The sequence below is a fragment of the Rhodococcus sp. AG1013 genome (assembly GCF_003350365.1).
Taxonomy (GTDB): domain Bacteria; phylum Actinomycetota; class Actinomycetes; order Mycobacteriales; family Mycobacteriaceae; genus Prescottella.
Genome location: NZ_QQAT01000004.1, coordinates 267,825 through 291,297, shown reverse-complemented (window position 1 = coordinate 291,297; position 23,473 = coordinate 267,825). Strand labels below are relative to the sequence as shown.

Below are 23,473 nucleotides of genomic sequence, written 5' to 3'. Positions count from 1 at the left end.
CGGCCTAGCACTGGTCAGTTCGTGAGGAAGGGGTCCTTCGGGGCCCCTTCTTCGTTCGGTCGAGGTCGCTGCCACAGCCGGACCAACGGTTCCGCGACCCGCGCGCCGACCGGACCGAGCACGGCCATCAGCAGCACGTAGGCGGTTGCCAGTGCCGCGAGTTCGCCCTCCACCGCACCGGCGGACACGGCCAGACCCGCGATGACGATCGAGAACTCTCCGCGCGCGATCAGCGCCGCTCCGGCGCGGGCCCGGCCCATCACGCCGATTCCCTGCCGCCCGGCGGCCCACCATCCGGTGAGGACCTTCGTCGCGGTCGTCACGACGGCGAGAGCGATGGCGGGCAGCAGCACGGGCGGGATCGTCGTCGGATCCGTGTTGAGGCCGAACACGACGAAGAACATCGCGGCGAACAGGTCCCGCAACGGTTCGAGCAGGCGGGTCGCGTTGCGCGCCGTGGAGCCGGAGATCGCGATACCGAGCAGGAAAGCGCCCACCGCCGCGGAGACCTGCAGCGACGACGCGAACCCCGCGACGAGCAGTGCCGCACCCAGCAGCTTGAGCAGGAACACCTCGCGGTCCGGGCTGTCGACGACGGCCGAGACGACGTTCCCGTACCGCAGCGCGATCAGCAGCACGGCGGTGATGACCGCGAACGAGACGCCGACCGCCTGCAGCCCGCCGAGGAAGCTGACGCCGGCCAGGACCGCCGTCAGGATCGGCAGGTACACGGCCATCGCGAGGTCCTCGAACACCAGGATCGACAGCACGATCGGCGTCTCGCGGTTGCCGAGACGACCCAGGTCCCCGAGCACCTTGGCAATGATGCCGGACGACGAGATGTAGGTCACACCGCCGAGCACGAGCGCCCCGACCGGCCCCCAGCCCAGCATCAGTGCCATCACCGCGCCGGGAACCGCGTTGAGGACCAGGTCGACGACGCCGGCCATCCAGGACCGGCGCAGCCCGGTCACCAACTCGGCTGCGGTGTACTCGAGGCCGAGCAGCAACAGCAGCAGCACGACGCCGATCTCGCTCGCGAGGTGGCTGAACTCGCCGATGTCGCCGAGCTGGATGAATCCGCCCTGGCCGAAACACAGGCCGCCGATCAGATAGAGCGGGATGGGTGACAGGCCGATGCGGCCGGCGAGTCGACCGAGGACACCGAGCGCGAAGAACACAGCGCCGAGTTCGACGAGTGCCAGAGAGGTTCCGGTCATCGTGCGCGCGTAGCCGAGCCGGGATCAGCCGTGCGCGAGGATCTTGGCCGCGTGGTCGAGGCCCTCCTGCGTTCCGACCGCGACCAGCAGGTCGCCCTCCGTGAAGGTGAAGTCGGGATTGGGCGACGGCGCGACCTGACCGGCGCGCATCACGGCGACGACGGACACCCCGGTGCGGGTCCGCATCGCGGTCTCGCCGAGCGTGCGGCCATCCCACGGCGAGTTCTCGGTGATCGGCATCTGGCGGGTGCTGATTCCGGGCAGATCCCGGTGCTCCTCCCGCAGCTGTGCGACGAGCTGCGGCGCCCCGAGCAGATTGGCCAGCACCGACGCTTCATCGGATTCGAGCGGAATCGAAGCCATGCACGCATCCGGGTCGTCGAGTTTGGAGACGATCAGCTCGGTACGACCGTCGCGGTGGGTGACCACACCGATGCGTCGGCCCGTCGCGAGCGCGAAATCCTTACGAACTCCGATACCGGGCAGCGGGGTCACTTCCACGTTCATGGCTCAACGGTAGCGCCAACACACCTACCGACGGCTAACCGATCGGCGGAAACACTCCGGCGTCGTCCGGGAGGTAGTCGGTCACCTCGACGACCGCGGCGACCGGCAGCGGCCCGTACAGGTGCGGGAAGCGCATCGAGGTGGGGTCGGACGGCACGCCGGGCTCCCAACGCACCTGCGCCCCGAGCCGGTCGGGATCGAGGCTCAGCAGCACCAGATCCCGGCGGCCCGCGAAGAGCCGGTTCGCGGGGAGGTGCACCTGCGCGGGCGTCGACAGGTGCACGAAGCCGTCCGCGTCGAAGCCGGGCGGTACGCGCTCTCCGAGGCGCTGCGCTGTCGCCCATTCGTCCCTGCTGCACATGTGCAGCAGGGACCCGCCCGCGAACTGCTCCGACTGATCCGGTGTCGACATGTGTCGTCCTTTCCGCCGCCGAGGCCCCGAACGATAGAGCAGCGCTCAGCTGTCAGCGAACACCCGAATCGTCCCGAAACGCATAGTGCGAGTTCAGGACGGTGGGTGTTAGTGAGGACACACCGAGGAAGTATCGGGAACAACCCGATCAAGTCGAACGTCTGACAGAGTGGACCTACCGCGTCACCCCCGACGCGGCGGAAGACCCCAGGCAGTGGGTACCACCCCACAGCCAGTTCGGAGGAGTCATGCCCGGAACACTGACCAGCCCCCCGTTGACCGCTGCTGACCGGTGCGACCGGTGCAGCGCAGGAGCCCGCGTGCGCGCTGTGCTCGCGAGTGGAGGAGAGCTTCTCTTCTGCCAGCACCACGCCAACGAGCATGCAGATCGTCTTCGTGAGATGAACGCCACCATCGTGAGCGACTCGGAATCATCTGCGGCGACCGTCTAGCGCGTCAGCCCTCCGGGCGGACGCTCGTCCGTCCCCAGTTCCCGAAGCGGGTGACCACCATCGGTGGTCACCCGCTTCGGCGTTCCGGAACGAACTACCAGCGAACTACCACTGCCCACTACCACTGCCGGAGCGTCGCGATGCGATCGGTGAGCTGGTCGACGGTCGCGATCGCCGTCGGCGGACCACCACACACGCGACGCAGTTCGCCGTGAATGACACCGTGCGGCTTACCGGTCCGGTGGTGGTGCATCGCCACCAGGGAATTGAGTTCGCGGCGCAGGTTCGCCAACTGGCCCGCGGACGCCACCCGCTCGGCCACCTGGGGCGCGGGGGTCGGCGGTGCTGCCGCCGCGGCAGCGGCGGCCGGCTTGTCCAGCTGGTTCTGCTGGCGCTGCCGCAGCAGCGCCCGCATCTGCTCGGCGTCGAGCAATCCGGGCAGCCCAAGGTAGTCGGCCTCCTCGTCGGACCCGGAGAACGTCGCGGTCCCGAAGGAGGAGCCGTCGTAGATCACCTGGTCCAGCTCGGCGTCGGCGCCCAGCGAGACGAACGCCTTCTCCTCCTCGCCCGGCTCGTCCTTCTGCTTGTTCGCGTCGGCGAGCAGGTCGTCGTCGAGACCGTCCTTCTCGCGGTGCGGCTTGCCGAGGATGTGGTCCCGCTGCGCCTCGAGCTGACTGGCGAGGTCCAGTAGCACCGGCACGGACGGCAGGAACACACTCGCCGTCTCGCCCTTGGTCCGCGATCGCACGAACCGACCGATGGCCTGCGCGAAGAACAGCGGCGTGGACGCGCTCGTGGCGTAGACGCCGACCGCCAACCGCGGCACGTCGACGCCCTCGGACACCATGCGTACCGCAACCATCCACGCCTGCGTGCTCTTGCCGAACTCCGCGATCCGGTTCGACGCCGTCGGGTCGTCCGACAGCACCAGCGCCGGCGCCTCACCCGTGATCGCCTCGAGGGTCTTCGCGTACGCGCGGGCCACCGTCTGGTCCGTCGCGATGATCAGGCCACCCGCGTCGGGCATGCCGCCGGCGCGCAACTGCCCGAGACGGGTGTTGGCGGCCGCCAGGACCGCCGGGATCCAGTCTCCGGCGGGGTCGAGCGCCGTGCGCCACGCGCGGGCCGTCTGCTCGGCGCTGAGCGGCTCACCGAGCCGGGCCGCGAATTCCTCGCCGGCGCTGTTGCGCCAGCGAGCCTCCCCCGAGTAGGCGAGGAACACCACCGGACGGACGACGCCGTCGGCCAGGGCGTCGGAGTAGCCGTACGAGTGATCCGCCTTCGAGCGCATCAGGCCCTCGTTGTCGGGCTCGTAGTTCACGAACGGGATCGCGCTGTCGTCGCTGCGGAACGGGGTACCGGTGAGTGCCAGGCGGCGTGTCGCGTCGCCGTACGCCTCCCGGATGGCGTCACCCCAGCTCTTCGCGTCACCGCCGTGGTGGATCTCGTCCAGGATCACCAGTGTCCGACGCGCCTCGGTCCGGACGCGGTGCTTGAACGGGTGCGACGCGACCTGCGCGTACGTGACGACCACACCGTGGTAATCCGACGACGTCTGCCCCGTCGAGTTCGAGAAGTGCGAGTCCAGAGCGATACCGTTGCGGGCCGCGGACTCCGCCCACTGGTGCTTGAGGTGCTCGGTGGGCGCGACGACAGTGATCTGGTCGACGGTGCGGTCACGCAGCAACTCCGAGGCCACGCGCAGCGCGAACGTCGTCTTGCCGGCGCCCGGGGTCGCGACGGCCAGGAAGTCGCGGGGTTTGGTAGCCAGGTATTTGGTCAGGGCACGCCGCTGCCACGCTCGGAGGGAGCCGGTGGGAGCTGGTGCAGTTTCGACACTTCCGGGTTCAGCGCTCACATCGCACCTCGCCGCTGGCTTCGCACAGTTGTTCCCACTCCTTGCTTCGCTGACGGGGTTCTCGGCCGCTGCCCGACCACAGTCTCGGGGCCACGCCCTCGGGCGACGACCCCCGAGGAGCCTAGCGGTCGGGACCGACCGATTCAGCATCAGCCGCGCGGCCGGGGACGTGATCCTGCACAGACCTCGCCCGGCGGCGGGGTGGCAGAATCGACGGCGACACGGCGGCGCCCCACCGGGCATCCCGGCGCATTGTCAGGAATCCTGGAAGCATCATGAGTGAGACGCCGCCCGCCACGAAACGCCGACCACTCCGTCGGTGTGCCCAGCTGGTCGGGCGAACGGCGTCCAAGGCCTGGCACGATTCGATCTTCGGCAAGTCGGCCACCGCGGCGTTCTGGCAGACCCTGTCGCTACCCCCGCTGCTGCTGGGACTGCTGGGCAGTCTCGGCTATGTCGGCGGGTGGTTCGGCCCGAACACGGTGGAGATCATCCAGTCGAAGATCATCACGTTCAGCCACACCGTGTTCAGCGAGAACGTCGTCGACCAGATCATCCAGCCAACCGTCGGAGATGTCCTCGGGCGAGGCCGCCCGGAGATCATCTCGGTGGGCTTCCTGCTGTCGCTGTGGGCGGGTTCGTCGGCAATCTCGACGTTCGTCGACTCGATCGTCGAGGCACACGGCCAACAGGACGCCCGGCACCCGGTGTGGCAGCGGGTGTTCGCGTTGCTGCTCTACGTCGGCTTCCTCGTCCTCGCCGTCTTCACGCTGCCACTGGTCGCACTGGGGCCGACGATGATCGGCCGCGCGCTCCCCGAGTCCTGGCACACGGTCGGGACGGAGATGGTGGACGCGTTCTACTACCCCGCGGTCGGTCTGCTCCTGATCGTCGGCCTGACCACCCTCTACAAGGTGGCACTGCCGAGATCGCTCCCGTGGCATCGACTGCTCGGCGGTGCACTGCTCGCCGGCGTGTTCTTCATGGCCGCCAGCACGATTCTGCGCTGGTATCTGAGCGCGGTGGCCGGCACCGGATACACCTACGGCGCGCTCGCGACGCCCATCGCCTTCCTGCTCTTCACGTTCTTCCTCGGCTTCGCCGTCGTGCTCGGTGCCGAGTTCAACGCCACGATCCAGGAGTTCTGGCCGGCGCGGGCCACCCGCATGGAGCAGGTGCGTGACTGGATCGCCGCGCAGGCCGCGATCGATGCGTCGGAGGACGCCGGCCCTGTGACGAATCTGACGCGACGGCTCGCGACCGGACCGATCCGGTTCACGTCGGATCGATCACAGTCCGGATCCGAATGCGAGTCCGAGCCCCAGTCGCAGGGCTGCGGATCGGTGGACGCACCGGAGTCCGACGCGCCCACCGACGACACGGACGCTCAGTCGCCCTTGCGCAATCCCTCGTAGATCTTCTTGCACTCGGGGCACACCGGCGAACCCGGCTTCGCGGACTTGGTGACCGGAAACACCTCGCCACACAACGCGACGACGTGGGTTCCCATCACCGCGCTTTCGGCGATCTTGTTCTTCTTCACGTAATGGAAGAATTTCGGGGTGTCGTCGTCGGTCGTCTCGTCGGTGGTGGTGTCGGGACGTTCCTTCGTCAAAGTGCTCACATCCCAATAATGCCGCAACCGCATGTGCAATTGCTTCGCGAGAGTGGAACAGTGGAACCCATGGCAAGAACATCGGGGTTCGACGAGTCGGCCGAGAGCGGCACACCCCGCAACCCGGCTCTGATCACCGAGGCTGCGCAGTCCATCGAAGATCAGCACCGGGCGCGTGTCCGGAAGTACCTGACGATCATGTCGTTCCGGTTCCCGGCGCTGATACTCGCGGCGATCGCGTACGGAATGTTCGGGAACGCCTGGATCTCGGTGGGCATCATCGCCCTCTCCATCCCGCTGCCCTGGATCGCGGTCCTGATCGCGAACGACAGGCCGCCGCGGTCGAAGGACGAGCCGAGCAGGTACGACCACCGCGACGCAGCGCATGCGCTCGAGTCCAGGCAACACCGCACGATCGAGGGTTGAGCGGCCGCGCTCGTCCGGTCCGGTAAGCGTGCGATGACGGCTGCAACAATGCTCGCGTGACCCGTGACCTCCTGCTCTCCATCTGCGGCCCGCTCCGAGAAGCGCTGACGCGCTGCGCGTACGACACCGACTCGATTCTCGATCTTCTCGGTGCCGACGCCCACGCCGCGCTCGACCGGCACGAACCGGTGCCGGTCCGCCGCGCCACCGCGAACGGCGGCGACCTGGGACAGCTCGTTCGACTGTTCCTCCTGTGCGACGACTGCGATGCGGCCGACGTCGCGTCCGCGCTCGCACCACTCGCGCTGGACGACGCGGTCGCGGCCGGCCTGCTCTCGCGCACCGGCGAGACGGTGCGCGCCGAACTCGACCTCCGCCCCCTCGACCTCGGCACGGGGAACCGGTGGGTGCTGTCGGATCTCGACGGCTCGATGCGCGCCCGACCGACCGCCGACGACCACGTCATCGGTGTCGGTCACGCGTCGCTGTCGCTGCTGCAGGGGACCCCCACCCGTCCGGTGGGCACCGTGCTCGACGTGGGCACCGGCTGCGGCATCCAGGCCCTGCGCGCCGCGGACTATTCGGGCACGGTCACCGCCACCGACATCAACCCGCGGGCACTGGATCTGACCGCGGCGACCGCCGCGCTCAACGGCCTGGACTTCGAACTCCTCGAGGGCTCGTGGTTCGAGCCGGTCGAGGGCCGGACGTTCGACCAGGTGGTCGCGAATCCGCCGTTCGTCGTGAGCGAGGCCCGCGTCGTCAACAGCTACCGCGACTCGGGCCTGGACCTGGACGAGGCGAGCGAGCTGATGATCTCCCGGTCGGCGGAGTACCTGAACACCGGTGGGACGGCGGCGCTGCTGGCGTCGTGGCTGCACGTGGAGGGCGAGGACTGGCGACACCGGATCGCCTCGTGGCTGCCGGCACACGGGATCGATGCCTGGATCGTCCAGCGCGACGTCGCCGATCCCGCGCTCTACGTCGGCACGTGGCTGCGCGACGGCGGCGGTGACCCTCGTGACCCGGCCGTGCAGGCCCGTGCCCAGAGATGGCTCGACCACCTGGAGCAGGCCGACGTCGAGGGCGTGGGCTTCGGCTTCGTCTATCTCCGGCGCACGGACGAGCCGTCGGACATCCTGTGCGAGGACCTGCGCCACGGCTTCACCGACCCACTCGGCGACGAGGCCCTCGCCTACTTCGAGCGTCTCGCGTGGCTGCGGGAGCACGATGTCCTGTCGGCACGGTTCGCGGTCCGGCCCGACACCGCCCTCGAGCGGGTGTACCTACCGGGCGAGGACGGCTGGGATCAGGTGGTGGCGCGCGTGCATCGCGGCAACGGACCGCAGTGGCAGCACGAGGTGGACGATCTCACAGCGGCACTGCTCGCGGGAATGCGTGACGACGGACTGGCGTTGGAAGAGCTCATCACGCTGCTCGCCTTCGCGCACGGTGAGGACGAGGAGTCGCTGACGGCCACGGCAGTACCGCTGGTCCATTCGCTTGTGCGTCACGGGCTGATCGAGCCCGCCTGACGCGCGTTCCCGGGCGGGTACCTTCTCAGGAACTTCTCAGGGGAGGCACCCGGAACGCGCAGGTCACGGGCCGCAGAGGTGAATCCGTTCGGGAACTTTCCCGGGCCGTCGGAGCGTTGAGGCATATGAGACACCCCGACGAGGAGGCACGTCATGACAAGCCCCAGCACCACTCGACCCCGCACCGCCGATTCCGATCTGGACAGCCAGAGCCCGGCCGCGGATCTCGTTCGCGTCTACCTGAACGGGATCGGCCGGACAGCACTGCTGACCGCTGCAGACGAAGTCGACCTGGCGCGGCGGATCGAAGCTGGGCTCTATGCCAAGCACGTGCTGGAGACCAAGAAGCGCCTCACGGCCGTCAAGAAGCGGGACCTCGCCACGATCGTCCGTGACGGCGAGGCCGCCCGGCGCCACCTGCTCGAGGCGAACCTGCGTCTCGTGGTGTCGCTGGCGAAGCGGTACACCGGACGCGGCATGCCGTTACTGGACCTCATCCAGGAAGGCAACCTCGGTCTGATCCGTGCGATGGAGAAGTTCGACTACGCGAAGGGCTTCAAGTTCTCGACGTACGCGACGTGGTGGATCCGTCAGGCCATCACTCGCGGCATGGCGGATCAGAGCCGCACCATCCGCCTGCCCGTCCACCTCGTCGAGCAGGTCAACAAGCTCGCCCGCATCAAGCGCGAACTGCACCAGCAGCTGGGCCGCGAGGCCACCGACGAGGAGCTGTCGCAGGAGTCGGGCATCCCCGAGCACAAGATCGCGGACCTGCTCGATCACAGCCGCGACCCGGTGAGCCTGGACATGCCGGTCGGCAACGACGAGGAAGCGCCGCTGGGCGACTTCATCGAGGACTCCGAGGCGACGTCCGCGGAGAACGCCGTCATCGCCGGGCTGCTGCACAGCGACGTCCGCAGCGTCCTCGCGACGCTCGACGAACGCGAGCAGCAGGTGATCCGGCTGCGTTACGGCCTCGACGACGGCCAGCCCCGCACGCTCGACCAGATCGGCAAACTGTTCGGCCTCTCGCGCGAGCGGGTGCGCCAGATCGAGCGCGAGGTGATGGGCAAGCTCCGCCAGGGTGAGCGTGCCGATCGACTGCGCTCGTACGCCAGCTGACCCGAACGCTCTCCCGCGCCTCCCGGCCGGTCGTGCCCCCTCCCCCCTCGGGGGCCACGACCGGCCGGGTTTTCGCATTTCCCGGCCGGGTTCCTGCGGTTCCCGGTCCGGTTCACCACTCCCGCAGTCGCCGCGGACCCAGATCCGCCATGCTCGGCTCCGGTCCGATCCGCACCCGGGCATCGGTCACCTCGGCACCCTGCGCCGACGCGAGCACCGGTTCGCACGCGAGCGAACGAACCTCCGGCAGGTCGTCGGCGAGGGCGGACACCCGCTGCACGAGATCGACGAGGGCCTTCTTGTTGACCGGGACCGCGCTGCGGTAGCCCGACAGCAGGGGTGCGGCCTTGGGCGCGTCGATCAGCTCGGTGGCCTCGTCCTCGGTCAGTGGCAGTACTCGGTAGGCGCGGTCCCCCAGTAGATCTGAGATCACGCCGGCCAGCCCGAACGAGATGAGCGAGCCGAACGACGGGTCGTCCTGGACCCCGACGACACAGCCGATGCCCTTGGTCGCCATCTTCTGCACGTGCAACAGGGGCTCACCGGACGCGGCCGCAAGATCGCGGTACGCCAACCGCACGGAGTCCGGTCCCACCAGGTCCAGCCGCACGCCTCCGAGGTCGGGGCGGTGCCGCCACTGTTCACCGGTCGCCTTGACCGCGACCGGGTAGCCGAGTTCGTCCGCCGCCTCGACCGCCTCGTCCTCGGTGGTCGCCGCGCGGAACTCCACCACGTGCACCCCGTAGCACTCGAGCAGTTGCGCCGCCTCGAAGTCCGACAGCCACCGCCCGTTCGACTCCCCCAGCCAACCGTCGATCAGCCGCTTCGCGCGGTCCGGGTCGATCCCGTTGGGGCGCACCACCTTCGACACCGGACGTCCACGCCACGCGGAGTACCGCCAGGCCCGCGCCAATGCCAACGCGGCACGTTCCGGGCCGGGGAACGACGGCACCGAGCCGCGCGTCGGATGCCCGTCCGGACCGCGCACCGCCAGGACGTCGGGGATGCCCTCGGTCGCCAGGAACGTGGTGAGAATCGGCTTGTCGGCGCCGATCACGGCCTCACGCAGGGCCTGCGCGTACGGCTCGACGGGCACCGCGACCGGCGGCGCGAACACCGCGATCACGGCGTCGACGTCGAACGATGCGAGTGCTCGCGACACGGCCCCGGCGAACATCTCGGGAGTCGCCTGCGCGCCGAGATCGACCGGCTCCCCCACCTGCAGCCCCTCGCGGCGCGCGGCATCGGAGGCGAGCACCCCGAGGGCGGTCGAGTTGCCGACCACCGCGACCCGCGGCCCGGCCGGCAGCGGCTGGTATCCGAAGAGCATCGCGCAGTCGAACAGCTGGGAGATCGACCCGACCTGCACGACACCGGCCTGTTCGAAGAGCGACCGCACGATGGAATCGTCCATCTCGACACCGGTCGCCGCCAGCGCCGGGGGCACCGCGTGGCGTCCGCTCTTGACCGCGACGATCGGCTTGTTCCGTGCCACCCGCCGGGCGATCCGGGAGAACTTGCGGGGATTGCCGAAGCTCTCCAGGTACAGCAGGACCACTTCGGTGTCGGGATCGGTGTCCCAGTACTGGAGCAGGTCGTTGCCGGACACGTCGGCGCGATTGCCGGCGGAGACGAAAGTCGACAGTCCCAGTTGACGTTTGGCGGCCTGGTCGAGGATCGCGATGCCCAGGGCGCCGGACTGGCAGAAGAAACCGACCTTGCCCGGATTGGGCAGCACCGGGGCCAGCGTCGCGTTGAGCGAGACGGCGACGTCGTTGTTGGCGACGCCGAGCGCGTTGGGGCCGATGAGCCGCATACCGTGCGCCCGCGCGGCGTGCACGAGCCGGCGTTCGGAGTGCCGTCCGTCCGGACCGGTCTCGCTGAATCCCGCCGACACCACCACCAGCGCCTTGACGCCCTTCGCGAGGCAGTCGTCGAGCACCGCGTCGATGGACTCCGCCGGCACCGCGACCACTGCCAGGTCGACGTCGTCGGGGATGTCGCGCACCGTCGGGTACGCCCGGACGCCACGGACCGACCGGTGCTCGGCGTTGACCGGATACACCGGACCGGAGAAGTTGCCACGCAACAGGTTCACCAGCACCGCGTTGCCCACCTTGGAGCTGTCGGTGGACGCCCCGATGACGGCGACGGACCGCGGGCTGAGGACGTTGCGGACGCTGCGCGCCTCGGCAGCGCGCTCGCGGGAGTTCCGCACCGACAGCAGCGCTTCGGTTGGGTCGATCGCGAACTCGAGGCGTAACACTCCGCCGTCGAAGCTGCGGCTCACCTGGTATCCGGCCTCACGGAACACCGAGACCATGTTCCGGTTCTCCGCGAGCACCTCCGCGACGAACATGTTCAGACCGTTCTCCGCCGCCGCACCGGCGAGGTGTTCGAGCAGGATCGGCCCGAGCCCGCGGCCCTGGTGGGCGTCCGCGACGACGAACGCGACTTCGGCGGACCGGCCGTCGCCCACGTCGAGCAACCGCTCGTAGCGGCCCACGGCGATGATCTCGTCACCCAGGATCGCGACGAAGGCGACGCGGTTGCGGTGGTCGACGGTGGTGAAGTTGACGATGTCGCGCTTGGACATCGTGGGGTACGGACCGAAGTAACGCAGATACCGGGTGCGCTCGGAGAGCTTGCTGTGGAACTCGACGAGCTTGTCGGCGTCGTCGGGGACGATCGGCCGCAGGTGGACGACGCCGCCGTCGGAGGCCAGCACGTCCGCCAGCCAGTGGCGCGGGAAGTTCCGTGCCCGTTCCACATCGACTTCCTTGGCGTCTTTGGCGGTGCCGTCAGTCACGGGGATCCTCCGGATCGAGTCCGAGCAGTGGGAACGTGGCGCGGCGGGTCGCGATGATTGCCGCGTCGATTCGGGTCAGGGCCCGGTCCATCGAGGCGACACCCGTTTCCGGCGTACCTCCGGGTCCGTCCCACGGCATGTACGCGGTGTCGCCGGACTCCCCCATCGTCGTCGGGAGATCGACGCTCGGTGCAAGGGAGTGTGCCTTCTCACGCCACGAGTCGGGAATCGTGGTGGCGGGATCGATCTCGCGATCCAGCGCCGCGGCGATGAGATGCGTCCAAGACCTCGGCACGACACGGATCAGGCCGTAGCCGCCACCGCCGACCGCGAGCCACCGCCCTTCCGCGTATCTGTCCGCGAGGTCGCGCATCGCCAGGTACGCCGCCCGCTGCCCGTCGACGGTCAGCGCGAGATCGGCCAGCGGGTCCTCCCGATGGTTGTCTGCGCCACACTGACTGATCACGATCTGCGGGCGGAAGGCTGCGATCGCGGCGGGAACCACCGCGTGGAATCCCCTCAGCCACAGCGCATCGCCGGTACCGGGCAGCACCGGGAGGTTGATGGCGGTGCCCTCGGCCGCGCCCGCCCCCACCTCGCTGGACCAGCCGGTGTTCGGCCACAGGGTCGCCGGGTGCTGGTGGATCGAGACCGTCAGCACCCGTGGGTCACCGAGGAACGCATGCTGCACGCCGTCGCCGTGGTGCGCGTCGATGTCGACGTACGCGATGCGGTCGAATCCGTTGTCGAGCAACCACGAGATCGCGATCGCGGCGTCGTTGTAGACGCAGAAGCCCGACGCCCAGTCGGCCATCGCGTGGTGCATTCCGCCGCCGATGCTGACCGCGCGCCGGGCGCGGCCGGATGCGATCGCCTCGGCCGCCGCCAGGGTTCCGCCCGCCAGGATCGCGCTGGCCTCGTGCATCCGGGGGAAGACCGGGTTGTCCTCGGTGCCCAGCCCGTGCCGGGTCTCGACCTCCGCGGGCAGCGGGCCGTCCTGAACCGATCCGGCAAGCTTCACCGCGTCGATGTACGCGGGGGTGTGGATGCGGAGCAGGTCGGTGTCCGTGGCGGCGTCGGGCCGCACCACCTCGGCGCCCTCGACGAGCCCGAGTCCGTGCGCCAGATCCATCGTCAGCTCGAGACGGGTCGGGTTCATCGGATGCTGGGGACTCCAGCGATAGCTGAGATAGTCCGGGCTCCACACCACGACGCGGTCGCTTGCGGAAGCTGAGATGCCCTCGACGGGACCTGTCGACGCGGTCATGGACCCAAGTTACTTGCCGCGGCACGGCAGGCGCGAGGCGCCATGTCCGGGACCGGTTCGGAGCCCCGACGGCGGACCGGACGCGCCTGGCGCCCGAGCGGAACCCGGAACGTGATTTGCCCGGTAGAATCACTCCGGACGAAGGGGTGTAAGAGTGAAGGATCTGGTCGACACCACGGAGATGTATCTCCGGACGATCTACGACTTGGAAGAAGAGGGCGTCGTCCCGCTCCGCGCGCGGATCGCCGAACGGCTCGAGCAGAGCGGACCGACCGTGAGCCAGACGGTTGCCCGCATGGAGCGTGACGGATTGCTCCAGGTGGCAGGCGACCGTCATCTGGAGTTGACCGAGAAGGGCCGCAACCTCGCGGTCTCGGTCATGCGCAAGCACCGTCTCGCCGAGCGGTTGCTCGTCGACATCATCGGACTCGACTGGGACCAGGTGCATGCCGAGGCCTGCCGGTGGGAGCACGTGATGAGCGAGGACGTCGAGCGGCGCCTCGTCGAGGTGCTGAACAACCCGACGACGTCGCCGTACGGTAACCCGATTCCCGGGCTTGCCGAACTGGGACTGGACCGCCCGGCAGGCAACGCGGAGACGCTGATCCGGCTCACCGACGTGCCCCCGGGCAAGCCGACCGCAGTCGTGGTTCGGCGACTCGCCGAGCACGTGCAGTCCGATCCCGAACTGATCGGCCAACTCCGTGAGGCGGGCGTGGTTCCCGATGCCCGGGTTACAGTCGAGACCCGACCCGGCTCGGTGACGATCACCGTGTCCGGTCACGACGAATTCGACCTTCCCGAGGAAATGGCCCACGCCGTCCAGGTGAAGCAGGTCTGACAGACCGCTTCGCCGGTTCGACGCCGGTGCCAGAGGAGATGAACGGTGAGACTTCTGGTTACCGGCGGTGCCGGCTATGTCGGCAGCGTGTGCGCCACGGTACTGCTCGAGCGCGGCCACGAGGTGGTCGTCGTCGACGATCTGTCGACGGGTAATGCCGACGCGGTTCCCGTCGGCGCCGATTTCATCGAAGGCGACGTGGCTGCTGTCGCCGGATCCGTTCTCGGATCCGGCGACAGCGCACCTCGATTCGACGGTGTGCTGCATTTCGCGGCGCAGTCGCTCGTCGGCGAGTCGGTCGAGCGCCCCGAGCAGTACTGGCAGGGCAATGTCGTCACGACGCTCGCACTGCTCGAAGCGATGCGAGTCTCCGGTACGCCACGTCTGGTGTTCTCGTCCACGGCCGCCACCTACGGCGAGCCCGAGCGGACACCGATCACGGAGGACGATCCGACTCGTCCGACCAACCCGTACGGCGCCACGAAACTCGCGATCGACCATGCGATCACGTCGTATGCGAACGCGCATTCCCTCGCGGCGACGAGCCTGCGCTACTTCAACGTCGCGGGCGCCTACAAGGGCGCGGGCGAGAACCGTGTCGTGGAAACGCATCTCATCCCCCTCGTGCTCCAGGTCGCGCTCGGTCAACGCGAGAAGATCGCGGTGTTCGGAACCGACTGGCCGACCAAGGACGGCACCGCGGTGCGGGACTACATCCACGTACTGGATCTCGCGGAGGCCCACCTGCTGGCGCTCGAGTCGTCCGAGCCGGGACGGCACCGGATCTACAACCTCGGCAGCGGCGCAGGATTCACGGTCCGCGAGGTCATTTCGGCCTGCGAACGAGTGACGGGACTCCCCATCACCGCCGAGGACGCGCCGCGCCGCGCCGGTGATCCGGCGGTCCTCATCGCATCGAGCGACCGCGCGATCGACGAGCTGGGCTGGAAGCCCGAGCACACCGATCTCAACGAGATCGTCGCCGACGCATGGACGTACCTGCAGGCGCTCGGAGACCGGTCACACGCCGCGCGGCGATAACCCGCCCCGCGGCGGCAGCTGCACGCCGAGGTCCTGCGCCACCTCGTATCCGAGATCAGCGAGGTCGCGCAGGGCATCCGGCCGGATCCCGGCCTGCAGGGCGTCGTCGAGCAGGTTCGCGAGCCGATGACACGGATCGGCCGCGAGCGCGGCACACAGCGCGACACCCGCCATCGGACCGTCGCCGCGCACGTACGAGCTGTAGCCGAGCAACGCGAGCGGTTCGGCGCGCTCGGGATCGGGTAACGACCTGCCCAGATGAATCCACATCTGTTCGGCCGCGTCGGCGCGCTCCCCGATCGTCAGCGCGAGCAGCGCGTCCCGGACGTGCGGATTCTCCAGTGCGAGCGCCATATCCGCGCACTCGTGCGCCGTGATCTCGTCACCCGAGTCGAGTGCTGCGATGCGCGCGAGGACGCGTTCGAGGTGGGCACGTTCGACGCCGGCGGGATCGGACGCCGTGTGTGCCAGAGCGACCCCCCGCACACTCGCCTCCCGCGCCGCGTCGATGATCTCCGCGATGCACGCCTGCTCGCCGGCCGGAACCGGATCGAGCACTGCTTCCAGCTCCTCACGGGACCCCCGGATCGCACGCCCCCCGAACACCTGGGCCGCGGCCACCTCGGATGCGGCGGGGTCCGGCAGCACGCCGCGGCTGTGCCCCACGAGGTCCCGCCACTGCGCGCCGGCCTCGATTCGCGGGACGAGATGCGCGGCCGCCAACTCGGTTCCTCCGGCGCACAACAGTTCCCGGAAACGATCGACGATCGCAGAGTGCCGCCACAGGTCGCCCGAACGCGCGCGGGGTGGGATCCGATCGTCCACAACGACCACGAGGACCCGGTCGGCACCCTCCCGGATACTCACCGCCGCGAACTGGTCGAGGACCAGTTCCATCACGCCGTGCACCCCAGCGGGATCGTGGAGCACGAGGTCGTGGCGCATCACCGCGCCGACGCTGGTTCCGGTGAGACAGATCGCGACCAGTGAGCGGCGGGGGTGGAACCCCAGCAGGGCCGGTACGGCGCTGATGAGGTCACCGGGGTCGGATATCCGGACCGCGTTCGGGGTCCCGAGATCACTGTGTCCGGACAGAGCCGGGTTGTGTGGGCGGGGCGAGTCGTGTGAGAAGGCCGGTGTCGTCATGCCCCGACCCTGCCGCTCAGGGCGCCCCCGGCCCGGGGCACGACCTGGGGATTCGGTGGACCTGTGGATGTCGCCGCCGCCTGTGCAGAACCCCGAGCTCACGGCTCCGGGCACAGACAGGACTGTCGGTTTGCCGTGTTAGCGTCGGCGGCTCAGCCCGCGTGGACCTTCAGTACCGCCGCGGTGAACAGCTCGTCGAGAGCGGCGGTGTCGGCATCTGCCCCGAACGACATGAACGTCGCCTGCACCCGCACGTCGTCGAGCTGCGCGATCAAGGTGAGCATCGACTGTGTCACCGCCTGGTCGCCCCGGCCCGAGCTCACCGAACGTCGCAGCGCGAGGGTGTCGTCGGCATCGATCGGCGGGGGCGGAGTCGGGGTGGTCCGGACGAACGAATCCACCCCGTTGCGGGTGGCGGTCACCTCCGGGCACTCGGACAGCTGCGCTCCGAGCTCCGCGAGCGGCGTGGCGACCCGGATCAATTCGATCGTGATCGTCGAGCGGTTGGCGTTGTCGGTGCCCACGACCATCGCGGTGCCGTCGGGGCCGTAGTCCTGGACGGGAGGCTTGCAGCCGGCCGGTTCCACCTTGGCGCCCGGTGCGATGCCAGTCAGGTCGGGCGCAGCCTGCGAAACTGCCTGCGGGGGAAGCACGACCGCCGGGTACTGCGGCGGGAAGGCAGCCGGGTCGAGAAGGAGGTCTCCCAACGGCCGCGCATCGGCGGCGACGGACTCGTCCGACAGCGGAGTTCCCGTCACCGCCTCCGAACAGCCTGTGAGCAGGACAGCCGATCCCAGCAGCACCGCCGCGGCGATCCGCTTCCATTGCGACATGCTCGAGCCTCCATCGTCCCAGCGCCGAGGTGTCCGCCTCGTTCGCGTTCCGCGCGGACAGCCTGTCACACGCGAACGGCGATCGAGGTGAACATCGATCGCCGCGGGTACAGGCGTCGCCGCGCCGGGGCCGGGAATCAATGCGGCCGACCCGGTGTTGGCCCTCGAGGGACGAGATTCGATGATCTTGTTCGACAGTGGCACCGCAGCGCCCCGCCGCTGGTCCCCCGCTCCGGTTTCGGCACGCGGGAGCCGGTGAGGGACACTGGAAGCAGAAGTTCGAAGGAAGGGAGCCGTCATGGACGAGCAGTCGAAGATGTACGAGCTGGAGTTCCCGGCACCGCATCTGTCGTCGGCCGACGGCCTGGGACCGGTCCTGGTTCACGGTCTCGAGGGATTCTCCGATGCCGGGCACGCGGTGAAGCTGGCGACCAAGCACCTGCGTGAGAGCCTCGAAACCGAACTCGTCGCGTCGTTCGCGGTGGACGAGCTCATCGACTATCGATCGCGGCGTCCGACCATGACGTTCAAGGCAGACCACTTCTCGGACTTCGAGACTCCTCAACTCAACCTGTACGCCCTGCGCGACACCGCGGGCACGCCGTTCCTGCTGCTGGCCGGCATGGAGCCGGATCTGCGCTGGGAACGGTTCACCACGGCGGTCCGCCTGCTCGCAGAGCAATTGGGCGTGCGCCGGACCGTCGGGATCAATGCCATTCCGATGGCCATCCCGCACACGCGGCCGCTCAGCGTGACCGCGCACTCGACCAACAAGGACTTGATCAAGGATCATCACCGCTGGTCCGGCGAACTCCAGGTCCCCGGCAGCGCATCGTCGCTGCTGGAACTGCGGATGAGCCAGCACGGCCACGAGTCCGTGGGCTTCTCGGTGCACGTTCCGCACTACCTCGCGCAAACCGACTATCCGGCCGCCGCGGAGACGCTGCTCGAGAACGTCATGGAGATCGCCGACCTCGAACTGCCGCTCGTCGCGCTCGGCGAGGCGTCGGCTCGGGTCCGCGAGCAGATCGACGAGCACATCGCGTCGAACGAGGAGGTCCAGTCGGTGGTCCGGGCGCTCGAGAACCAGTACGACTCGTACGTCGCGGCCCAGGAACAGCAGTCGACGCTCCTCGCGAGCGACGACGACCTGCCGAGCGGTGACGAACTGGGCGCGGAGTTCGAACGCTTCCTCGCCGAGCAGGCCCGCCTCGACGACGACGCACCCGGGGACGACGATCAGAACTGAGGTTTGATCGACCCAACATTTGGTCGTTCGTCCAGGTATCGTGGACGACGAAACCCTTCCGTTATCCGAAGTCACACTGACGACTCATATGGCGCATAGCGTCTCGGTGCACGGATATAATCGGACGATCGATATCTGAGCGGTGCCCGCGTGCCGGGCAGCAGCTTCAGGAGGCGATATGAGCGACTCCCGCACGCGAATGCTCCGCCCGGTGCCGGACACCGAGCCGCGGCTCGTGTTCCGCACCATCCACGGGTACAGGCGCGCGTTCCGCATGGCCGGCGCGGGTCCGGCCGTCCTCCTGTTGCACGGCATCGGCGACAATTCGTCGACGTGGAGCGAGATCATCCCGCACCTGGCTCAGAACTACACGGTGATCGCACCGGACCTCCTCGGCCACGGGCGCTCCGACAAGCCCCGCGCCGACTATTCGGTGGCCGCCTACGCGAACGGCATGCGCGATCTGCTCTCGGTGCTGGACATCGACAAGGTCACCGTCGTCGGTCATTCGCTCGGCGGCGGCGTCGCGATGCAGTTCTCCTACCAGTTCCCGCACATGGTCGACCGTCTGGTGCTGGTGTCGGCCGGCGGTGTCACCAAGGACGTGCATCCGCTGCTGCGCCTGATCTCGATGCCGGTGGTCAACGAGGCCCTCAAGCTGCTGCGCATTCCAGGTGCGATGACGTCGGTCCGCGCGATCGGCGAGGTCGTCTCCCGCCTCCACGGGTCGCCGCTGCGTCCCGGCACGATGCTGCACGACACCCCCGACCTGGTCCGGGTGCTCGGCGCCCTGCCAGATCCGACGGCGTACGAGGCATACCTGCGGACGTTGCGCTCGGTGGTCGACTGGCGCGGTCAGGTGGTCACGATGCTCGACCGGTGCTATCTGACCGAGAACCTCCCGGTGCAACTGATCTGGGGCGCGCGCGACTCGGTGATCCCCGTCAGCCACGCACATCTGGCGCATTCCGCGATGCCCGGCTCACACCTCGAGATCTTCGAGGACGCAGGTCACTTCCCGTTCCGCGACGACCCGCTCCGCTTCCTCGGTGTGGTCGAGAACTTCCTCGAGTCGACCGCACCGCTGGAGTTCGACGAGACCCGCTGGCGGAACCTGCTGACCGACGGCGTCGGTGAGGGCGCCATCACCGGCGCTCCCGCGACCCGCATGGCGGTGCTCGACGCGATGGGCTCCGACGAACGCAGCGCCACCTGAAACTCGATCGCGGCGGCGTCCCGGGTCCGGAAGCCCGGTACTGCTCGGCAAGGCTCTAGCCTGTAACGGTGCTGCTTCCCGATCTTCTCCCCGAAACCGTCGACCCCCACGGCGTAGATGCCGACGCACTGTTCGACGCGTTCACGTCGTGGACGAGCGATCGCGGCCTGCAGCTGTACCCCGCGCAGGAAGAGGCGCTCATGGAGTTGGTCTCCGGGGCCAACGTCATCCTCGCCACGCCCACGGGTTCCGGAAAGTCGATGGTTGCACTCGGTGCCCACTTCTTCGCGCTCGCTGCATGGCGGAACGGCGGGGGCCGGCGAACGTTCTACACCGCGCCGATCAAGGCGCTGGTCAGCGAGAAGTTCTTCGCGTTGTGCGACGTGTTCGGGGCCGACAACGTCGGCATGATGACCGGCGACGCGTCGGTGAACTCGTCGGCGCCGATCATCTGCGCGACCGCCGAGATCGTCGCGAACCTCGCGTTGCGTGAGGGGCCGGGCTCGGACATCGGCCAGGTCGTGATGGACGAGTTCCACTTCTACTCCGAGCCGGACCGCGGCTGGGCGTGGCAGGTGCCGCTGATCGAGCTCCCGCAGGCGCAGTTCCTGCTTATGTCGGCGACGCTCGGCGACGTGAGCCACCTGTGTGCGGACCTCACCCGCCGCACCGGCCGGCCCACCACGGAGGTGTCGGGCTCGGAGCGCCCGGTGCCGCTGCACTTCTCGTACTCGCAGACGCCGATCGGCGAGGAGATCGAGGAGCTCGTCACGACCCATCAGGCGCCGGTGTACGTCGTGCACTTCACGCAGGCCGCCGCGCTCGAGCGGGCGCAGGCCCTCACCAGCGTGAACCTCGGCACGCGCGCCGAGAAGGACGCGATCGCCGAGGCCATCGGGGCGTTCCGCTTCACCACCGGCTTCGGCAAGACGCTGTCGCGGCTGGTCCGTCACGGCATCGGCGTGCACCACGCCGGCATGCTGCCGAAGTACCGCCGGCTCATCGAACGGCTCGCGCAGGACGGCCTGCTCAAGGTCATCTGCGGCACCGACACACTCGGCGTGGGCATCAACGTGCCCATCCGCACGGTGCTGCTGACCGGCCTCACCAAGTACGACGGCACCCGCACCCGCCAACTGCGGGCCCGCGAGTTCCACCAGATCGCCGGCCGCGCCGGCCGCGCCGGCTACGACACGATGGGCACCGTCGTCGTGCAGGCGCCCGAGCACGAGATCGAGAACGTGCGCGCCCTGGCGAAGGCCGGCGACGACCCGAAGAAGCGCCGGAAGGTACAGCGCAAGAAGGCACCCGAGGGTTTCGTGTCGTGGGGCGAGGGCACCTTCGACAAGTTGATCGCCGCCTCCCCGGAGCCGCTGAGTTCTCGCTTCTCGGTCAGCAATTCGATGCTCCTGAACGTGATCGCGCGCCCCGGCAACTGTTTCCAGGCGATGCGGCATCTTCTCGAGGACAACCACGAGTCGCGGCCGGCGCAGCGCAAACACATCCTCAAGACGATCTCGCTGTACCGCGGCCTGCTGCAGGCCGGGATCGTCCAGCAACTCGACGAGCCCGACGAGTACGGCCGGATGGCGCGGCTGACGGTGGATCTGCAGCGCGACTTCGCCCTCAATCAACCACTGTCGCCGTTCGCGCTCGCATCGCTCGAACTGCTCGACGTCGAATCGCACACCTATGCACTCGATGTCGTATCGATCATCGAGTCGACGCTCGACGACCCGCGACAGATCCTGATGGCACAGCAGCACGCGGCACGCGGCGAGGCCGTCGCGGAGATGAAGGCCGACGGGATCGAGTACGAGGAGCGCATGGAGCTGCTCGAGGAGATCACCTGGCCGAAGCCGTTGGCGGATTTGCTGTTCCCGGCCTTCGAGATCTACCGCGCCGGTCATCCGTGGATGAGCGAATTCGCCCTCTCCCCCAAGTCCGTCGTCCGCGACATGGTGGAACGGTCGATGACGTTCGCCGAACTGGTGAGCCACTACGGCCTCGCCCGTTCCGAGGGCCTGGTCCTGCGGTACCTCGCCGACGCGTATCGCGCGCTGCGGCAGACGGTTCCGGCGGAGGCCCGCACCGAGGAACTCGAGGACCTCACCGAGTGGCTGGGTGAGCTGATCCGCCAGGTCGATTCGAGCCTCCTCGACGAGTGGGAGCAGCTCACCAATCCGGGCGCCGAGTCCGACTACCAGCAGGTCGCGTTCGGCGCCGACATCCCGCGCCCCATCACCGCGAACACCCGCGCGTTCAAGGTCATGGTGCGCAACGCGATGTTCCGTCGCGTCGAACTGGCGTCACGCCGGCGCTGGGACCAGCTCGCCGAACTCGGCGACGGTCTGGACGCCGACGACTGGGCCGACCTGCTCGAGCTGTACTTCGACGAGTACGAGGAGATCGGGACCGGACCGTCGGCACGCGGCCCCCAGCTGTTCCAGGTGACCGTCGAACCGACACTGTGGCGGGTCCGGCAGGTCCTCGAAGACCCGCAGGGCGACCATGGCTGGGCGCTGCTCGCCGAGGTCAACCTCGCCGAATCCGACGCGGCCGGTGAGGTGGTCTTCGACGAGTTCGAGGTCGCGGAGGGTTGATCCGGGCGAACTCCGGGCGGTTACTGCGTCATCGACCGAGTGTCGCGCGCAGTAACAGCCCGACGAAGCAGACTGCAGCGGTACGGTTTCGGCATGTCTGACATCGTGATCGGGATCCTGGCCATCGCCGTCGGTGCGGTGTTCTGTTTCAGCGGTACGGCCGCCATGCGGTTCGTGATCGCGCTCTGGGGTGCGTTCGCGGGTTTGAACCTGGGCGCCGGCCTGGTCTCCGCGATCACCGGTGACGGCTACTTCGCCACCGCACTGGGTTGGATCGTCGGCATCCTGGTGGCGCTGCTCTTCGCCGTGCTGGCCTACCTGTACTACGCGGTGGCGGTGACGTTGGCGATGGCGTCCGTCGGATTCGCTCTCGGCACGGCCGCGATGGTGGCGGTCGGCGTGACCTGGAACTGGGTTGTCGTCCTGGTGGGCGTGATCCTCGGTGTGGCGCTGGCAGTCCTCACGCTCGCCGTCGATCTGCCCGCGGTGTTGCTCGTGGTCGTCAGCGTCCTCGGCGGTGCGGTCGCAATGGTGGGCGGCGTGATGCTGCTCGCCGGGGCCGTCGACACGGCCGACTTCGACCACGCGTCACTCACGACGACCATCTCCGACGACTGGTGGTGGTACGCGATGTACGTCGCGCTCGTCGTCGCCGGCGTCGTCGCGCAGTCCCGGATGCTCGGACGGGAGCGGTCGCTTCGCGACCAGTGGCGCCACACCTCCGCACCGTCCGTCCCCTCGAACACCTGACCGGTCCGAAGACGACGTCGGGCTGTTACTGCGACATCCGCCGAGAGGCGAGCGCAGCAACAGCCCGACGAGACGCCCTACGCGTTCGGCTTGAACGGACCGGCGCTGCGCGGCTTGCGGTTGGACTCCTCGCGCCGCACGGCCTGCAGTTCCTTGACCCGCTTCTCTTCCTTGCGGACCTCGACGAGGTTGGCGCGCTCGGCGACGAGCCAGTCGGGCTGATCGGCCAGGAGCGCCTCGATCTGCTCGGTGGTGAGGGCGTCCTCGATGCCACCGCGGGTGAGGCCGGAGATCGACACACCCAGCTTGGCGGCGACGACGGGACGCGGGTGCGGACCGTTGGCGCGCAGTTCGGTCAGCCATGCCGGCGGGTTGGTCTGCCACTCGCTGAGCTCGTCGCGGGTCACCACGCCGTCCTGGAACTCGGCGGGGGTGGCCTGGAGGTACACACCCAGCTTCTTCGCCGCGGTTGCGGGCTTCATCGTCTGGGGGGTCTTCTGCGACGTCATACGTCAAGGGTAACGAGCACGCGCTGCGCGGCTGCACCCACCGCTGCAGGTAGCCTTGCCGA

21 protein-coding genes are annotated in these 23,473 nt (G+C 68.7%); 11 read left to right on the top strand and 10 right to left on the bottom strand.

Annotated elements, in window-relative coordinates; genetic code table 11:
- Positions 1-14 precede the first annotated feature (14 nt).
- Genes DEU38_RS08400 through DEU38_RS08390 form a run of 3 tightly spaced genes read right to left on the bottom strand, consistent with a single transcriptional unit; the run spans position 15 to position 2,139 of the window.
- Positions 15-1,220 carry a cation:proton antiporter gene (locus DEU38_RS08400; RefSeq protein ID WP_114719942.1) on the bottom strand — a complete coding sequence of 402 codons (1,206 nt, stop codon included), beginning with the start codon at positions 1,218-1,220 and terminating at the stop codon, positions 15-17.
- A 24-nt stretch (positions 1,221-1,244) separates the two neighbouring features.
- Positions 1,245-1,727, bottom strand: coding sequence for a cation:proton antiporter regulatory subunit (locus tag DEU38_RS08395; protein ID WP_114719940.1), 483 nt, complete (start codon positions 1,725-1,727; stop codon positions 1,245-1,247).
- Between the two features lie 34 nt (positions 1,728-1,761).
- Positions 1,762-2,139, bottom strand: a complete 378-nt coding sequence (locus tag DEU38_RS08390) for a DUF952 domain-containing protein (RefSeq protein ID WP_114719938.1) — start codon at positions 2,137-2,139, stop codon at positions 1,762-1,764.
- A 248-nt stretch (positions 2,140-2,387) separates the two neighbouring features.
- Here DEU38_RS08390 and DEU38_RS29055 point away from each other — a divergent pair, with 248 nt between their 5' ends.
- The gene (locus tag DEU38_RS29055) at positions 2,388-2,591 is read left to right on the top strand and encodes a hypothetical protein (protein WP_114719936.1); all 204 of its coding nucleotides are present in this window, start codon (positions 2,388-2,390) and stop codon (positions 2,589-2,591) included.
- Positions 2,592-2,709: 118 nt separating this feature from the next.
- Here the strand turns inward: DEU38_RS29055 and DEU38_RS08380 are convergent, their stop codons facing one another.
- On the bottom strand, positions 2,710-4,449 hold the full coding sequence (locus DEU38_RS08380) for a DEAD/DEAH box helicase (RefSeq protein ID WP_114719934.1): 1,740 nt from the start codon (positions 4,447-4,449) through the stop codon (positions 2,710-2,712).
- A 275-nt stretch (positions 4,450-4,724) separates the two neighbouring features.
- Between DEU38_RS08380 and DEU38_RS08375 the strand changes: the two genes are divergently transcribed.
- Complete coding sequence (locus tag DEU38_RS08375) at positions 4,725-5,864, top strand: YihY/virulence factor BrkB family protein (RefSeq protein WP_114719932.1); 1,140 nt, start codon at positions 4,725-4,727, stop codon at positions 5,862-5,864.
- Here DEU38_RS08375 and DEU38_RS08370 read toward each other — a convergent pair.
- Positions 5,837-6,073, bottom strand: a complete 237-nt coding sequence (locus DEU38_RS08370) for a DUF3039 domain-containing protein (protein WP_114719930.1) — start codon at positions 6,071-6,073, stop codon at positions 5,837-5,839. The two genes, DEU38_RS08375 and DEU38_RS08370, sit on opposite strands and share 28 nt — an antisense overlap.
- Before the next feature lie 60 nt (positions 6,074-6,133).
- Here DEU38_RS08370 and DEU38_RS08365 point away from each other — a divergent pair, with 60 nt between their 5' ends.
- The 3 genes from DEU38_RS08365 (at position 6,134) to DEU38_RS08355 (ending at position 9,147) form a co-directional block, all read left to right on the top strand.
- Complete coding sequence (locus tag DEU38_RS08365) at positions 6,134-6,490, top strand: DUF3099 domain-containing protein (protein ID WP_114719928.1); 357 nt, start codon at positions 6,134-6,136, stop codon at positions 6,488-6,490.
- A 56-nt stretch (positions 6,491-6,546) separates the two neighbouring features.
- The gene (locus DEU38_RS08360) at positions 6,547-8,025 is read left to right on the top strand and encodes a methyltransferase (RefSeq protein ID WP_114719926.1); all 1,479 of its coding nucleotides are present in this window, start codon (positions 6,547-6,549) and stop codon (positions 8,023-8,025) included.
- A gap of 153 nt (positions 8,026-8,178) precedes the next feature.
- A complete protein-coding gene (locus tag DEU38_RS08355) occupies positions 8,179-9,147 on the top strand; it encodes a sigma-70 family RNA polymerase sigma factor (protein ID WP_114719924.1) in 969 nt (322 codons plus the stop codon).
- Positions 9,148-9,259: 112 nt separating this feature from the next.
- On the opposite strand, the gene DEU38_RS08350 is transcribed toward DEU38_RS08355, so the two are convergent.
- Positions 9,260-11,956: a bifunctional GNAT family N-acetyltransferase/acetate--CoA ligase family protein gene (locus tag DEU38_RS08350; protein ID WP_114719921.1), complete on the bottom strand. Its 2,697-nt coding sequence runs from the start codon at positions 11,954-11,956 to the stop codon at positions 9,260-9,262.
- Positions 11,949-13,223, bottom strand: coding sequence for an acetoin utilization protein AcuC (locus DEU38_RS08345; RefSeq protein ID WP_114719919.1), 1,275 nt, complete (start codon positions 13,221-13,223; stop codon positions 11,949-11,951). Before DEU38_RS08345 ends, DEU38_RS08350 begins: the two co-directional genes overlap by 8 nt.
- Before the next feature lie 154 nt (positions 13,224-13,377).
- Here DEU38_RS08345 and DEU38_RS08340 point away from each other — a divergent pair, with 154 nt between their 5' ends.
- Positions 13,378-14,064, top strand: a complete 687-nt coding sequence (locus DEU38_RS08340; protein ID WP_114719917.1) for a metal-dependent transcriptional regulator — start codon at positions 13,378-13,380, stop codon at positions 14,062-14,064.
- Positions 14,065-14,109: 45 nt separating this feature from the next.
- Positions 14,110-15,105: a UDP-glucose 4-epimerase GalE gene (galE, locus tag DEU38_RS08335; protein ID WP_114719915.1), complete on the top strand. Its 996-nt coding sequence runs from the start codon at positions 14,110-14,112 to the stop codon at positions 15,103-15,105.
- Here the strand turns inward: galE and DEU38_RS08330 are convergent.
- Both DEU38_RS08330 and DEU38_RS08325 read right to left on the bottom strand, forming a co-directional pair.
- Complete coding sequence (locus DEU38_RS08330; protein ID WP_114719913.1) at positions 15,085-16,251, bottom strand: DUF4192 domain-containing protein; 1,167 nt, start codon at positions 16,249-16,251, stop codon at positions 15,085-15,087. The two genes, galE and DEU38_RS08330, sit on opposite strands and share 21 nt — an antisense overlap.
- A 152-nt stretch (positions 16,252-16,403) precedes the next feature.
- Entirely contained in the window at positions 16,404-17,084 is a 681-nt protein-coding gene (locus DEU38_RS08325) for a sensor domain-containing protein (RefSeq protein ID WP_114719911.1), read from the bottom strand.
- A gap of 298 nt (positions 17,085-17,382) precedes the next feature.
- On the opposite strand from DEU38_RS08325, the gene DEU38_RS08320 reads away from it, so the two are divergent.
- From DEU38_RS08320 to DEU38_RS08305, 4 genes are all read left to right on the top strand, one after another.
- Positions 17,383-18,333: a proteasome assembly chaperone family protein gene (locus tag DEU38_RS08320; RefSeq protein WP_114719909.1), complete on the top strand. Its 951-nt coding sequence runs from the start codon at positions 17,383-17,385 to the stop codon at positions 18,331-18,333.
- 178 nt (positions 18,334-18,511) lie between these two features.
- A complete protein-coding gene (locus DEU38_RS08315; protein WP_114719907.1) occupies positions 18,512-19,549 on the top strand; it encodes an alpha/beta fold hydrolase in 1,038 nt (345 codons plus the stop codon).
- A gap of 68 nt (positions 19,550-19,617) precedes the next feature.
- Positions 19,618-22,152 carry an RNA helicase gene (locus DEU38_RS08310; RefSeq protein WP_114719905.1) on the top strand — a complete coding sequence of 845 codons (2,535 nt, stop codon included), beginning with the start codon at positions 19,618-19,620 and terminating at the stop codon, positions 22,150-22,152.
- Between the two features lie 93 nt (positions 22,153-22,245).
- The gene (locus DEU38_RS08305) at positions 22,246-22,902 is read left to right on the top strand and encodes a DUF4203 domain-containing protein (protein WP_114719903.1); all 657 of its coding nucleotides are present in this window, start codon (positions 22,246-22,248) and stop codon (positions 22,900-22,902) included.
- 77 nt (positions 22,903-22,979) lie between these two features.
- Here DEU38_RS08305 and DEU38_RS08300 read toward each other — a convergent pair whose 3' ends face one another.
- A complete protein-coding gene (locus tag DEU38_RS08300; RefSeq protein WP_114719901.1) occupies positions 22,980-23,411 on the bottom strand; it encodes a DUF5997 family protein in 432 nt (143 codons plus the stop codon).
- Positions 23,412-23,473 lie beyond the last annotated feature (62 nt).

Coding starts and splice junctions, on each gene's coding strand:
- DEU38_RS08320 (WP_114719909.1), top strand. CDS start 17,383: ATGGACGAGCAGTCGAAGATGTACGAGCTGGAGTTCCCGGCACCGCAT.
- DEU38_RS29055 (WP_114719936.1), top strand. CDS start 2,388: ATGCCCGGAACACTGACCAGCCCCCCGTTGACCGCTGCTGACCGGTGC.
- DEU38_RS08395 (WP_114719940.1), bottom strand. CDS start 1,727: ATGAACGTGGAAGTGACCCCGCTGCCCGGTATCGGAGTTCGTAAGGAT.
- DEU38_RS08315 (WP_114719907.1), top strand. CDS start 18,512: ATGAGCGACTCCCGCACGCGAATGCTCCGCCCGGTGCCGGACACCGAG.
- DEU38_RS08390 (WP_114719938.1), bottom strand. CDS start 2,139: ATGTCGACACCGGATCAGTCGGAGCAGTTCGCGGGCGGGTCCCTGCTG.
- DEU38_RS08300 (WP_114719901.1), bottom strand. CDS start 23,411: ATGACGTCGCAGAAGACCCCCCAGACGATGAAGCCCGCAACCGCGGCG.
- DEU38_RS08400 (WP_114719942.1), bottom strand. CDS start 1,220: ATGACCGGAACCTCTCTGGCACTCGTCGAACTCGGCGCTGTGTTCTTC.
- DEU38_RS08375 (WP_114719932.1), top strand. CDS start 4,725: ATGAGTGAGACGCCGCCCGCCACGAAACGCCGACCACTCCGTCGGTGT.
- DEU38_RS08325 (WP_114719911.1), bottom strand. CDS start 17,084: ATGTCGCAATGGAAGCGGATCGCCGCGGCGGTGCTGCTGGGATCGGCT.
- DEU38_RS08345 (WP_114719919.1), bottom strand. CDS start 13,223: ATGACCGCGTCGACAGGTCCCGTCGAGGGCATCTCAGCTTCCGCAAGC.
- DEU38_RS08330 (WP_114719913.1), bottom strand. CDS start 16,251: ATGACGACACCGGCCTTCTCACACGACTCGCCCCGCCCACACAACCCG.
- DEU38_RS08355 (WP_114719924.1), top strand. CDS start 8,179: ATGACAAGCCCCAGCACCACTCGACCCCGCACCGCCGATTCCGATCTG.
- DEU38_RS08305 (WP_114719903.1), top strand. CDS start 22,246: ATGTCTGACATCGTGATCGGGATCCTGGCCATCGCCGTCGGTGCGGTG.
- DEU38_RS08365 (WP_114719928.1), top strand. CDS start 6,134: ATGGCAAGAACATCGGGGTTCGACGAGTCGGCCGAGAGCGGCACACCC.